The 13,266-nt window shown below is 52.6% G+C and carries 12 protein-coding genes; 3 read left to right on the forward strand and 9 right to left on the reverse strand.

What is annotated here, in order from left to right; genetic code table 11:
* Both DQX05_RS31540 and DQX05_RS29325 read left to right on the forward strand, forming a co-directional pair.
* The coding region (locus DQX05_RS31540; RefSeq protein ID WP_220483308.1) for a hypothetical protein at nt 1-191 on the forward strand (191 nt) is incomplete at its 5' end.
* A 256-nt stretch (nt 192-447) separates the two neighbouring features.
* Complete coding sequence (locus tag DQX05_RS29325; RefSeq protein ID WP_119796768.1) at nt 448-1,044, forward strand: rRNA adenine N-6-methyltransferase family protein; 597 nt, start codon at nt 448-450, stop codon at nt 1,042-1,044.
* Between the two features lie 133 nt (nt 1,045-1,177).
* Here the strand turns inward: DQX05_RS29325 and DQX05_RS29330 are convergent, their stop codons facing one another.
* From DQX05_RS29330 to DQX05_RS29345, 4 genes are all read right to left on the reverse strand, one after another.
* Entirely contained in the window at nt 1,178-2,401 is a 1,224-nt protein-coding gene (locus DQX05_RS29330; protein WP_119796769.1) for an FAD-dependent oxidoreductase, read from the reverse strand.
* 71 nt (nt 2,402-2,472) lie between these two features.
* On the reverse strand, nt 2,473-3,021 hold the full coding sequence (locus DQX05_RS29335; protein WP_182914956.1) for a YeeE/YedE thiosulfate transporter family protein: 549 nt from the start codon (nt 3,019-3,021) through the stop codon (nt 2,473-2,475).
* A 34-nt stretch (nt 3,022-3,055) separates the two neighbouring features.
* Nucleotides 3,056-3,283 (reverse strand): sulfurtransferase TusA family protein, encoded by a 228-nt coding sequence (locus DQX05_RS29340; protein ID WP_119796770.1) that lies wholly within the window; start codon nt 3,281-3,283, stop codon nt 3,056-3,058.
* Between the two features lie 72 nt (nt 3,284-3,355).
* On the reverse strand, nt 3,356-4,045 hold the full coding sequence (locus DQX05_RS29345) for a YeeE/YedE thiosulfate transporter family protein (protein WP_119796771.1): 690 nt from the start codon (nt 4,043-4,045) through the stop codon (nt 3,356-3,358).
* 174 nt (nt 4,046-4,219) lie between these two features.
* Between DQX05_RS29345 and DQX05_RS29350 the strand changes: the two genes are divergently transcribed.
* Complete coding sequence (locus DQX05_RS29350; RefSeq protein WP_119796772.1) at nt 4,220-5,104, forward strand: LysR family transcriptional regulator; 885 nt, start codon at nt 4,220-4,222, stop codon at nt 5,102-5,104.
* A 195-nt stretch (nt 5,105-5,299) separates the two neighbouring features.
* Here the strand turns inward: DQX05_RS29350 and DQX05_RS31240 are convergent, their stop codons facing one another.
* The 5 genes from DQX05_RS31240 to DQX05_RS29375 form a co-directional block, all read right to left on the reverse strand.
* A complete protein-coding gene (locus DQX05_RS31240; protein WP_259392306.1) occupies nt 5,300-5,737 on the reverse strand; it encodes an S-layer homology domain-containing protein in 438 nt (145 codons plus the stop codon).
* A 115-nt stretch (nt 5,738-5,852) separates the two neighbouring features.
* Nucleotides 5,853-6,068 (reverse strand): sulfurtransferase TusA family protein, encoded by a 216-nt coding sequence (locus tag DQX05_RS29365; protein ID WP_119796773.1) that lies wholly within the window; start codon nt 6,066-6,068, stop codon nt 5,853-5,855.
* Between the two features lie 524 nt (nt 6,069-6,592).
* Nucleotides 6,593-6,805: a GNAT family N-acetyltransferase gene (locus tag DQX05_RS32740; RefSeq protein ID WP_259392308.1), complete on the reverse strand. Its 213-nt coding sequence runs from the start codon at nt 6,803-6,805 to the stop codon at nt 6,593-6,595.
* Nucleotides 6,721-7,131: a GNAT family N-acetyltransferase gene (locus DQX05_RS29370; RefSeq protein ID WP_259392307.1), complete on the reverse strand. Its 411-nt coding sequence runs from the start codon at nt 7,129-7,131 to the stop codon at nt 6,721-6,723. Before DQX05_RS29370 ends, DQX05_RS32740 begins: the two co-directional genes overlap by 85 nt.
* 78 nt (nt 7,132-7,209) lie before the next feature.
* Nucleotides 7,210-13,266: amino acid adenylation domain-containing protein (locus DQX05_RS29375; protein ID WP_147385245.1), on the reverse strand; the 6,057-nt coding region annotated here is incomplete at its 5' end.

Here is a 13,266-nt window from a genome sequence, read left to right on the forward strand (position 1 = left end):
CGGTGTGGAAGAGGGGAAAAGGCGGAGATTACCTCAAAACCTTACCTATTCTTATGATCGGACAGGTGAGCCTTAATCTCCCGGCGGTTAGATTGCCGATCTATGCACATCCGATGATTCGACTGCGCACCAACCGTCAAGGAGGCATCGCTTCCTTACGGCTTGTTCCCTTGTCCTTCTCCGAATACTAACACAGGCAGATGTCCCGCCTGTGTTTTTTGCGTTCCGCGAGTCATGTAATGGCCCGCCATTTTGAGGGAAGGAGGTCTACGTGTGGTAGATCAGATCAACTGAGTTCAACCTTTGCGCACATACCGATTTTTGCCAAAGGCTCTTCCGGCGTGCAGAGGACTCAGGACTGGTCTGCCCATTTATCGAGGTACGCTTCCACGTTGCGAAGCCTTCCGATCCGCTTATCCGGATGGATTCATCCCGGAACGGGCGATCATGCGGCATGCCGGCAGACAAGGTATAAGACCCGATGCCAAGTATTGCGGGAAGCACCTGCTTCTGAACGAGCGGATCGTTCGTGAAATGATGGATAAGGCCAAGATTCGTCCGGCGGACACCGTGGTCGATCTCGGAGCCGGAACCGGCGCGTTTACCTTCGTCCTGGCCGAGAAGGCCGGCAATGTGATCGCTATTGAGAACGATCCGAAATTTGCGAATATGCTGCGGTGCAAGTCGAAGGAGCATGACAATATTACGATCGTGGAAAGGGATATCCGGAAGGCTTATCTGCCGAAGCAGCCCTTTTGCGTTGTGGCCAATATTCCGTTCTCCATCACGACGCCGATTCTCAACATGCTGATGGATGCCCCTGCGGCCTCCTTCCAGCGAGCGGCGCTCATTCTGGATTACGGCGCAGCCAAGGGCTTGACTGCCCGGCTGATACGGCATCCTCGCCTGCTGATATGGCGAATGGGGCATCGTGTTCCAGACGATGCTGGAACGGGTCGAGGCGTACCGCTGGCCCCGGCGGCAGAGGAAGAAATAGTCCAGTGCAGCACATCTGGACAAAAATATAAGCAGAAGGCACGGTAAACATGGATGACAAACTTACCGTGCCCGCTTTTTTTCGGGAGGACCGGGCCGTCGGTTATACGAGTTGACCGACCCGAGTACATGCTCCGGTAGATTCTCTAGTAGCAGGGGCAGAGCCCCCTGCTATTTGTGGTTACGATAAAAGTCCAGCCAACGACGCTTCGTTGATATTTTCGGTAATCACCTGTTGTATCTTCCCTTCCGTTACATAGACGACGGCCGGGACGGCATCAATTCCCAATCTGGCCGCAAGTCCAGGCGATTTGTAGACATCGACCTTGGTCACTCGGAACTCCGATGAATGCGCCTGCTCGAATGCCTCCATGACCGGCAGCAGCTCCCGGCACGCCGCATCCGTCGCGTTCCATAGATAGACAACCGAAGGCTTGCCATGATTCAGGATCTGATTCTCATATACTTCACATTCCGATAAATATTTCTCCGCCCCATATCCCGCTATCGCTCCGTCGCCTACGGCCGTCGCCACCTGCTTCAGGAATTTGTCGCAGACGTCGCCCGCAGCGAAGACGCCGGGCACGTTCGTCTCCATTCTGTCGTTGATGCGGATATAGCCGTTCCGGTTCATCTCGATCATGCCGTCGAAAATCTCCGTGTTCGGCATATAGCCGATGAACAAGAAGCAGGAATCGACCGGAACCTGCTGCAGCTCATTCGACTTCACGTTCCTCAACACGACGGTATCCAGCCGCTCCTCCCCTTCGAAGGAATGGACGACCGTATTCCAGATGAACTCCATTTTCGGATTTTCGAGCGCCTCGGTTTTGGCGATTTCGTTGCAGTCCATTTTGCCGTGCTCATGCATGACGGACACGATTACCCGGTCCGCGAACTTGGTCAGGAACATGCCTTCTTCAATAGCCGCATCGCCGCTTCCAACCACCATGACCGTTTTGCCTGTATTCGAGGCGGCGTCACAGGTCGCGCAGAAGGAAATGCCTTTGTCATACAAATATTTATCCTCATTCAGGGCTCCGGTCAGTCTTGGCTTGCCCCCGCTGGCAATAATGATCACTTTGCATTCGTACCGGATTCGGAACGTCTCGACGATTTTGACATCGCCGTCAACAGATACCGATTTGACGTCGGTCATTTTGAAAGCAACGCCGAACTTCTTCGCCTGCTTGTGGAACAAGCCCATCAGCTCCGTCCCGGTTGCTCCCTCCGGAAATCCGGGGTAGTTCTCTATCTCGTTCGTGTAGGTGGCGAGGCCGCCTACGAGCGATTTCTCCAGAATAAGCGTCTTCAATCGCGCGCGTCCGCAGTAGATTCCCGCAGTCAAGCCCGCGGCGCCTCCGCCAATAATGACAACATCATATTGTTCCGTTTTCTTCTCCATTGCCTTCGGTCCTCCTATACTGGCGTTGTTCGTTTATGAAAAGAGGCTGACTCTCGTCAGCCCTCTTGTTCCTACATAAAATATTTGGCCAATAGCTTGCTGCCTACAAAGGCTCCGGCGAACAAGAACAGCCAGAAAATCCAGCCGGACAGCGACAGCGAAGAAATGGAGGTGAACAACGCGCCGATGTTGCACCCGTTCGCCAATCTCGCGCCGTAGCCCATCAGGAGGCCGCCCAATGCCGCTGCAAAGATTTGCTTTTTGGATTTGATTTTCTTCAATTTGAATTCGGATGCGAACAGCGTAGCCAGCAGCGCACCCAAAATAATGCCAAGATTGCGTATCGAGCCGCCGTCGTTCATGAATCTGCCGGATAATGTTTTTTGCGCCTTTTCCGAGCTGAAATAAGCCCAATCGTCAACATTGCCGCCCACGAGCTGATACAGCCATGCCCCCCAGTCCGCGAACGTGCTCGTGACGCCCCATCCTTTGGAGAAGACGGCCAAATGGGCGATGGCGAAAATCGCGAGCAGCACAGCTCCGGTCACATACGTAAACGGTTCTTTCAGCAGACGTTTGTAAAAGCGGTTCGATGTGATTTTCAACCAAAATGCGTTCACCGCTTTCACCCCCTCCTTTCTTCCTCAGCGAAGGCTATTTGGTCTTCTCGATGACGATTTCCCATTCCCCGTCTTCGATCTCTTCGATTTCCACGTTATGCCCCTGCTTTCTCGCCCACTCCGGCACATTCTTCATCGCGCAGCTATGGTCGATCGAGACAACCAGGACATCGCCGACATTTAGTTCGGCCATTTTCTTCTCTGTTCTCATCAGAGGTACCGGACAAGCTTCTCCCATGCAATCAAGTGTAAATTCAGCCATCTTGATAACCACCTTTATCATGTTATTTTTATGAAAAGAAAAACTTTGTGAACAAAATCACTTAATTCCGCATTATTCGGCACTGCCCATCTTCTTCTCCTGCCATTTGACCGAAGCGATATAGAGCAGCAATATAATGAGGAACTGGACGATCAAGGCACCAAGCCATCCGAATATATCCGGCAGGAACACCGCTGGCGCATCCTTGATGACGTGAGCCCGCCACCAGCCCATATCATGCGCTCCCCAGAGAGAGCCAAGCACGAAGAAAAACAGTGAAATCATTTGCATCGTGAAGCCTTCCCCTACGCGCATCAGCGTTCCCGAGGCACAGCCTCCGGCGATGACCATTCCAATGCCGAACAGTACGGCGCCGATGACGAGGGCGAAGCTGATCGGCCCGACATTGTCCATGCCGGGAATCGGATTCCCTTGCATGTAGGCCGAATATTTGATGGCCGTGAATCCAATCGTGGCCAAGGAGCAGGCAACGAGTACCGCTCTCGTTACCGACGTGCTTCCCGTAATGCACGGGTCCCTCATCGAAGCGGTGAAGCAGAATCGCGATCTTTGCAAAATGACGCCAAACGAAAGACCGAACAGCAGATAGACGACCATGTTGTCATTGAAATGATTCAAATAGAATCCGAATGCAATGACGAGAGCAGTTGCCAATAACGCATAGGGCAGTTGACTCTTCTTTGGCTTTCTAGGTGCCCGGGTTCGGGTCGATTTCGTCGCGGGACTCGGAGTTTGTCCCATATTGCAGCACCTCCAGCAATAAGATTATTTAACTTTGTGAAAATAGTAACATACTTATCGGTACCGTGGTTATATGCTTTATTTATGCTGTATAAGTTTTGCTAATGGCACGATACACGAACAGAAGGGCTTTCAACAAGTTCTAAGCGGGTAAACAACAGGAGGTAGTCACGCATGAATGTGGAAACGCTTAAATTGTTCCTGGACATCGCGGCGCTCAAGAGCATCTCGAAGGCGGCGCATAAGGCTCACATTACGCAGTCGGCGCTCAGCCAGCAGGTCAAATCATGGGAAACGTTGTTGGGGGCCGAGCTTCTTCAACGAAGCAACAAAGGTGCCCAGCTCACCGAAGCAGGACAGATCGCTCAGAAATACGCGGTTCAAATTTGCAAGCTGTACGATGATATGCTGATGGAAATGAAGCATCTGGAGCACGGTCCGCACCAGTTATCCATCTACGCGATTCCGGAAGTATGCAATTACGCCCTTCCCTGCACGCTGTATGAAGTGAAGAAGCATTTTCCCGACTTTTTGATCACCTTGAATGAAGGCTTTTCATCGGAAATCGAGAAGCATATTTTGCTTGAGGAAGGCAATATCGGATTTATCTCGGGGCCTTCGACCAATCCCGAATTGGACTCCTGCAAAGTATTCTCGGACAAGGTCATGCTCGTCACCAGCAGCAGCGCCCTGCGTCCCGACACCATAGCATTAAGCGAGCTCCCGCGGTTTCCGCTGATCTGGTCCGCCCAGCTCTCCTGCGTGCAGCGGGCCTTGAATGCGATGACGGAGGGCAAGCCAAGCTTGAACATTCTCTATAATCTGGATTCGATCGAAGCCGTCAAGCTCGCCGCCATCAAAGGACACGGGGCCGCCTTTCTCCCTTATATGTCCATCAAAAAAGAACTGTATAACAAACAGCTCCGAATCATTGATATCGATAATTTTCAAGTATACAACGAGATTCACATGATCAAAAAACAGAAGCGGCGCGGCGACATGGAGACCCGGCAATTAATTCGCTATATCGAGAAGAGACTGGTCGATACGGTGTGTTGAGGGGGTGGCTGTTCCCGCAAGAAAAAGACGCTTCCGTCCCCGCTTGTTTCGCGGTTTTGGAAGCGTCTTGGTTCATTGATCAGCTCCGTCTAGGCCCCGATTGCTTCGGGGAGCATCTGGCGTTGCTTATAGCCTAATGTATTGGCAACGACAGTGACGGATTCTGCTCTATTGGCGTTCTCTTGCGGGTTAATGTTATTGTTGTAACCGCTCGCTCAGAATACCTTGAGCGATTGCCGTTTCTACCGACTTCACAGCCCACTTGGATACCTTGTCTTGGTCATTAAATTTTGCATTCGGTTGTTCATGCTTCAGCTCGAACGCTTTGACAACCATGGCGGCCATTTGTTCTCTTGTAATCGGATCATTAGGTCCGAAGGTCGTTGAATCATAGCCGTTCACAAGCCCATGCGCGCTCGCGATGGCGATGTTATCTTTCGCCCAGTGCTTCTCGATATCCTTGAATACGTTGCCGTCGGTACCCTTCAAATCGAGCGCTTTAACGAGAATCGTGGCGATTTCAGCTCTCGTGATTTTATTTTTTGGCTTAAACGTGTTGTCTTGATATCCGGTAATGGCGCCTCTTTGAACCAATTCGAGAATCTCAGCCCAATGTCCATTAATGTCCTTCAACAGGAGTTGTGGAGATTTTGTTTCTTCAGCCTTGGCTTTCTTCTTTGGCTTTTAAAAAAAGAGTTGTATGCGGAATACATACAACTCGAACTCAACATTTCATATAAGGCAGTTATTACGCCTCTATCGTAATCTCCCACACGCCATTGATGACTTCGTGAACCGAGCATTTCAAATTATTGCTGCGGCAGTAATCGCCTATCGATACTTTGGCGCAGCTATGATCAGTGACGATCAGCACCTTCTCTCCGCCGCGGATCGCTTCCTGATGCTTTTTCAACATCATCACGGGCACCGGACAGACTTCACCCAAGCAATCGATCTCAATCATTGATACCGCCTCCGTCCATCGGGATGTACTCCTATGCTCCGCTACCGAGTATACGCCGTCTGACGGTGAACTACAAGAGCTCTTTTAAGCGGCGTCTCCTACAATCTGCGGCTCATAGTTCGCATGATCTTGGCCGGTTACAGGTTAATCACAAGAACCCTGTCCCTTCTGAATAATTTGACATGCGCAGCCCGTGAAGCAATCAAAAAATGCCGACTCCTCGATCTGCCTTACATTTTCTCCGCTGCCTCCCTTATACCATGGATCCAAATTAAGTAAATACCGGGCCCTTCTTGTCTACGACGACGATCCAGTGCCCGTGCGGCTCAAATTCGTCTCCATCGTCTCTCATCAGCACCATGATAGGCCCGCCCAACAGACAAGCTTCCCACTCATGCTTGAAAAAAGACCCTCCGGATGATAATCCTCAGCATGCTGGCTTACAAAAAATGAACGATACATCATGCCTGTCCTTTCCCTCGAAAAATGTGGATTAGATTCCTATGCCTAACGCTTCCCGCACTCTATCGAGTTTTGCCTTGGGCAGCATACTCCGAATCCAGGATCGAATAAAAGAACTGATCCGTCCAACGTTTATTCCAATACAGCTCTTCCTTGAACACGCCTTCCCTTCTCATCCCAATATGCTCCATCAGCGCTGAATCGCTTCGCGTCCGAATCCGCGTCCCCCATATTCCGGCAATATCGCGAACCCGATTTCCCAGCTTTTCCGCCAATCGACATAACTCCATATCTGTGCTATCCCGATAGGGCTCGCTGCTTGATTCGAAGCCAGCCTGACGAAGAAATCATAGCTTGCCCCTTCCTCGTCTTCGTGTACAGCGAATTTCTCCAGAAAATTCTCCCTTGCCTCTTCCTCACTCGGAACCGATTCCTCAAAATACCATAACTCCTTATCACATTCCACTTGGCACAGAAAGTCCAAGTCTTGTTCTGAGATCACCTCCCCACATTGTACCAAGAAAGAGGTTTCTTTGTAATATATTCCTCTTGTGGCTTGCACAGCCCCTTCGCTCTTTTCATCGGGCGAGCAATCAACCATTGTTTGTATTCGGCCACACAAAATGGCGCCAAAGCTGAACAATCAGCTCGGCGCCATTTTGCGATGTTTCATTTTCCGCTAAAAACGATATACCAAATAGGCTGTTTCGAATATTTCATTTATGATGCGTTGAATGACCTTCGCGTTCTCCTCGACAAAACCAGGTACAAGCACCTCCATATGTTGGCCATGCAGCTCATACTCGACATAACATTTTGAGGTCGCCTGCTTCCATAATAGAACATCGTGATTTTCAGCTTCCCTGATTGTTGAACTTTCTGCAACCAAGCCGTGGATGTTCGCGTGGACGCCCCCTGTATTTACGAGTTCATTCCAATACATATGGTAAGCACGCATTTTATTTCTCACTTTATCCCTTGTAACTGGTGCATTTAGAACTTGTTTAAAATGCTCAGGAACAACCTCCAATAATTGAGTGATCTGATGGTCTATTTCCTCAGGCGATTCTTCTTTCCGACTCTTTCGTTTCATCGAATCTACCATAATGATATCCGATACTTCGTACCCTCTTTTTTCCATTGCCTTAGCAACTTCAAACGCCAGATTGCCTCCCGCAGAGTAACCCAAAAATACATAAGGCCCTTTCTCTTGAATACTTATAATAGAATCCACGTATTGTTCCAGCATCTCTGTGTGAGCATAGTTACCTTCTATAAATTCGATCGCGTAGACTACACAGTGGTCTTCAAGATGTTTGGCCATTTCGGAAAAAGCAATGCCATACCCCAGCGCAGGAGGAAAGCAGAAAACATTCATTAGCCCATTTTTGTTCAGTTTTATGATGTTGCTTCCATTCTGCTGTTCAAACTTGTTAAACTTTCGTTGTAAAAGCTCAATAGCCATCTCTTCTATGGTAGGCATCTCAAATACGACACGAAGAGGAATATCCATGTCCATCTCTGCATGAATCTTCTGAGTCAATTGCAGCACTTTTATAGAGTGCCCCCCAATGTCAAAGAAGTTGTCCCTCACGCCAATGCGTGGAAGTCCAAGCACCTCTTGCCAGATTTGGGCGAGCTGCGCTTCCATCGCTGTGCGCGGAGCCACGTAGTCAGCTCCGGTGTCCATGCTTCCGTCGGGTGCCGGCAGGGCTTTGCGGTCGATTTTTCCGTTTGGCGTCAGCGGCATGTGCTCCAACTGCACGAAGCAGGAAGGCACCATGTAGCCCGGTAGTTTCTGAGAAAGTGCGCTTCTCAGTTCGCCTGCCGTCATTTCTTTGTCCGCTACGATATAGGCACATAAATACGGCTCTCCGTCTCCATCCTCCCGGGCGATCGCGACCGCTTCCTGTACCGAAGCCGTCTTCAACAGTTGGGCCTCCACCTCGCCCAGCTCGATCCGGTACCCCCGAATCTTGACCTGATGGTCAATTCGGCCCAGATACTCGACATTGCCATCCGGCAGCCATTTGGCCAGATCCCCCGTCCGGTACATCCGCGTGCCCGGTTCGAACGGGTTGTCCACGAACCTCTCCTCGGTCAGCTCCGGACGATTCAAGTACCCGCGCGCCAGCCCCACACCTGAAATGCAGAGTTCCCCGGGGATACCGACCGGCAGCAATTGATCGTTCGCATCCACAATGTAAACCCGATGATTCGGGAGCGGACGGCCGATAGGCACCAGCTTCCCGGCAGGAGCCACTACATTTCCGACCGGAGCAACTGCATTCCCGGCCGTGGCGACAGCATTTCCGGCCAGAGCGACCGTCATTGCCTGCCATGTTGTAGTCACAATCGAGTCTTCAGTCGGACCATAGGCGTTAATATATAACACGCGGTCTCGCCACTGCTGAACCAAATCCACGGAGCTGGCGGAGCCTCCCGTGATCAGCTTTTTCAAGCTCGGCAGGTTGCCCGGAGTTAAGGCTGCCGCATAGGTTGGCGGTAAAAGAGCGGCCGTAATGCGGTGACGGTTCATATAGCTTTCAAATAACCGCAGATCCAAAATCGTCTCTTTCGTCGGAATATACAACGTCGCTCCCGTAAAGAGCGCCTTGAACATCTCCCAGCACGACGCATCAAAGGACAAGCTGGCGAATTGGACCACGTGGTCCTGTTCTCCGATGTGCAGCGTGTCCTCGAACAGGGGCTTCAGATTGCAGAGGCCGCGATGCTCGACCATCACCCCTTTCGGTTTGCCCGTCGTTCCCGACGTATAGATCACGTAGGCCAGATGATCCGGCCCGGCACCCGGCTCCAAGTTCGATCCGGCTTCCCTGTACATTCGTTCGTCATCCAGCATCAAGCGTTTGCCGTCAAAGGATTCACACTTCTGCAAATAGCTCTGCGTCAATAACAGCTTCGCTCCCGAATCCTCAAGCATATAACCAATCCGTTCCTCCGGATATTCCGGGTCGATCGGCACATAAGCGCCTCCCGCTTTCATGATCGCCAGGATGCCCACGATCATCTCCAACGAGCGCTCGACCAGGAGACCGACGGGCTGATCCGGCCGTACTCCTTCGGCTCGTAACGTTCGCGCCAATTGATTCGCTTTGGTGTTTAATTCACGGTACGTCAGCTGGCTTCCCTCGTAGACGACAGCCGCTTGATCCGGCGTTCGCTCCGCCTGTTCCTCAACCAACTGATGAATCGTCTTGTCTCGCGGATAAGCTGCCACCGTATCATTGAAGGTCTCCAGAATCTGCGCTTTCTCCTCCGGGCTGATGATCTCGATCGACGACAGTTTCGTTTGCGGATCACGTATAATGGCGTCTATCACCTGCTTAAAGTGCGCGGCCATCCGCTCGATCGTTTCTTCCTTGAACAGCGAGCGCGCGTACTCGATGGTGCCTGCAAGTCCTTCGGCTCCTTCGGTCAAGCTGAAGGTCAGGTCAAACTTGGCGATGTCATGTTCGTTCGGGTAAAGCTTACAGGTCAGCCCTTCGATGCTCACTTCGCTTTGCTCTATGTTTTGCAGAACAAACATCGTATCAAAGAGCGGATTGCGGCTCACCTCTCTTGCCACATCCAGCTTGCTGACCAATTCTTCAAACGGATAGTCTTGGTTCTCGTAAGCGCTCAGCGTATTTTCCTTGACTTCCTGCATGTACTCCTGGAACGTCTTCTCCCCAGACGGCGTATTGCGCATCGCCAGCGTGTTCACGAACATCCCCAGAAGCGGCTCCAGGTCCGCATGCGTTCTTCCCGCAATTGGCGTTCCCACAATAATATCGTCCTGCCCGCTGTACTTGGACAGCAAGGTGGTATAGGCCGCAAGCAAGACCATGTACAGCGTCGTTCCGGTTTGCAGGGCAAGCTGCCTTACTTTCTCACTTCTCTGCTGGTCGATGACAAAACGAAACGTGCTTCCTGTAAAGCTTCTGACCCCCGGCCGGGCATAGTCCGCGGGCAGATCGAGGACCGGAATTTCACCGCCGAACACCTCCAGCCAATACGCTTCCTGCTTGCTCATCCGTTCACGCTGCATTTCTCCCTGCTGCCATGCCGCATAATCCTTGTACTGAATGCGAAGCGGCGGCAGTTCCGCTCCCTCATACAACTGCGCAAACTCCCGAAGGAACAGGCCCAGGGAAGCTCCGTCCGAGATGATATGGTGCATATCAAAGAGCAACAGATGGCGATCCGGCTGCAGTTCGAGGAGTCTCGCTCGCAAGAGCGGCGCCTGACGCAGATCAAACGGGCGCATGAACTCCCGAAGGTGAGCGTTCGCTTCCTCTTCATTTACCCGTACATGCTCCACCGCAAATTCGACGTCCCGATGCACCCGCTGCACCGCTTCACCGCCGACCAGTTCAAAGCCGGTCCGCAACGCCTCGTGACGACGAATCAGTTGGCGGAACGCTTCCTCCAGCCGCTCCCGATCCAGCGCTCCTTCCATCCCCAGGACGCCCGGCATATTGTAGCTCAGCTCTCCGCCTTCCAGCTGGCTCAAAATGTACAAGCGTTTTTGTGCGGATGAGAGGGGGTAATAGGCGCACTCCTCCGTAATCGGGATCGATCTATACGCGGCCTGGCGTTCCTTGCCCGTGATGACTTCCGCCATTTGCTCAATCGTCGGGTATTGGAAGACCTCCCTCAGCGGCATCTCGCTCCCCATCTCTTTGTGCAGCTTGGCCACCAAAGTCGTGGCCCGCAACGAATGTCCGCCGATGTCAAAGAAGTTGTCCTTCACGCCAACACGCGGAAGCCCAAGCACCTCTTGCCAGATTGGCGCGAGCTGCGCTTCCATCGCGGTGCGCGGAGCCACGTAGTCAGCTCCGGTGTCCATGCTTCCGTCGGGTGCCGGCAGGGCTTTGCGGTCGATTTTTCCGTTTGGCGTCAGCGGCATGTGCTCCAACTGCACGAAGCAGGAAGGCACCATGTAGCCCGGTAGTTTCTGAGAAAGTGCGCTTCTCAGTTCGCCTGCCGTCATTTCTTTGTCCGCTACGATATAGGCACATAAATACGGCTCTCCGTCTCCATCCTCCCGGGCGATCGCGACCGCTTCCTGTACCGAAGCCGTCTTCAACAGTTGGGCCTCCACCTCGCCCAGCTCGATCCGGTACCCCCGAATCTTGACCTGATGGTCAATTCGGCCCAGATACTCGACATTGCCATCCGGCAGCCATTTGGCCAGATCCCCCGTCCGGTACATCCGCGTGCCCGGTTCGAACGGGTTGTCCACGAACCTCTCTTCGGTCAGCTCCGGACGATTCAAGTACCCGCGGGCCACACCCGCGCCTGAAATGCAGAGTTCCCCGGGAATGCCAACCGGCAGCAATTGATCGTTCGTCCCCACGATATACACCCGATGATTTGGGATCGGGTGGCCGGTAGGCACCAGTTTCCCGGCCGGAGCGACAACATTTCCGACCGGAGCCCCAACATTTCCGGCCGGAGCCCCAACATTTCCGGCCAGAGCGACCGTCGTTGCCGGCCATATCGTGGTCACAATCGAGTCTTCTGTCGGACCATAGGCGTTAATATACAACACGCTGTCTCGCCACTGCTGAACCAAATCCACGGAGCTGGCGGAGCCTCCCGTGATCAATATTTTCAAGCTCGGCAGGTTGCCCGGAGTTAAGGCTGCCGCGTAGGTCGGCGGTAAAAGAGCGGCCGTAATGCGGTGACGGTTCATATAGCTTTCAAATAACCGCAGATCCAAAATCGTCTCTTTCGTCGGAATATACAACGTCGCTCCCGTAAAGAGCGCCTTGAACATCTCCCAGCACGACGCATCAAAGGACAAGCTGGCGAATTGGACCACGTGGTCCTGTTCTCCGATGTGCAGCGTGTCCTCGAACAGGGGCTTCAGATTGCAGAGGCCGCGATGCTCGACCATCACCCCTTTCGGTTTGCCCGTCGTTCCCGACGTATAGATCACGTAGGCCAGATGATCCGGCCCGGCACCCGGCTCCAAGTTCGATCCGGCTTCCCTGTACATTCGTTCGTCATCCAGCATCAAGCGTTTGCCGTCAAAGGATTCACACTTCTGCAAATAGCTCTGCGTCAATAACAGCTTCGCTCCCGAATCCTCAAGCATATAACCAATCCGTTCCTCCGGATATTCCGGGTCGATCGGCACATAAGCGCCTCCCGCTTTCATGATCGCCAGGATGCCCACGATCATCTCCAACGAGCGCTCGACCAGGAGACCGACGGGCTGATCCGGCCGTACTCCTTCGGCTCGTAACGTTCGCGCCAATTGATTCGCTTTGGTGTTTAATTCACGGTACGTCAGCTGGCTTCCCTCGTAGACGACAGCCGCTTGATCCGGCGTTCGCTCCGCCTGTTCCTCAACCAACTGATGAATCGTCTTGTCTCGCGGATAAGCTGCCACCGTATCATTGAAGGTCTCCAGAATCTGCGCTTTCTCCTCCGGGCTGATGATCTCGATCGACGACAGTTTCGTTTGCGGATCACGTATAATGGCGTCTATCACCTGCTTAAAGTGCGCGGCCATCCGCTCGATCGTTTCTTCCTTGAACAGCGAGCGCGCGTACTCGATGGTGCCTGCAAGTCCTTCGGCTCCTTCGGTCAAGCTGAAGGTCAGGTCAAACTTGGCGATGTCATGTTCGTTCGGGTAAAGCTTACAGGTCAGCCCTTCGATGCTCACTTCGCTTTGCTCTATGTTTTGCAGAACAAACATCGTATCAAAGAGCGGATTGCGGCT

The sequence above is a fragment of the Paenibacillus thiaminolyticus genome (genome assembly GCF_003591545.1).
In the GTDB taxonomy this organism is placed as follows: Bacteria; Bacillota; Bacilli; order Paenibacillales; family Paenibacillaceae; genus Paenibacillus_B; species Paenibacillus_B thiaminolyticus_A.

What these genes read in the sequence shown, in the direction of transcription:
- DQX05_RS29325 (WP_119796768.1), top strand. Translation starts at nt 448, where the DNA reads ATGCGGCATGCCGGCAGACAAGGTATAAGACCCGATGCCAAGTATTGC.
- DQX05_RS29330 (WP_119796769.1), bottom strand. Translation starts at nt 2,401, where the DNA reads ATGGAGAAGAAAACGGAACAATATGATGTTGTCATTATTGGCGGAGGC.
- DQX05_RS29340 (WP_119796770.1), bottom strand. Translation starts at nt 3,283, where the DNA reads ATGGCTGAATTTACACTTGATTGCATGGGAGAAGCTTGTCCGGTACCT.
- DQX05_RS29345 (WP_119796771.1), bottom strand. Translation starts at nt 4,045, where the DNA reads ATGGGACAAACTCCGAGTCCCGCGACGAAATCGACCCGAACCCGGGCA.
- DQX05_RS29350 (WP_119796772.1), top strand. Translation starts at nt 4,220, where the DNA reads ATGAATGTGGAAACGCTTAAATTGTTCCTGGACATCGCGGCGCTCAAG.
- DQX05_RS29365 (WP_119796773.1), bottom strand. Translation starts at nt 6,068, where the DNA reads ATGATTGAGATCGATTGCTTGGGTGAAGTCTGTCCGGTGCCCGTGATG.
- DQX05_RS29370 (WP_259392307.1), bottom strand. Translation starts at nt 7,131, where the DNA reads ATGGTTGATTGCTCGCCCGATGAAAAGAGCGAAGGGGCTGTGCAAGCC.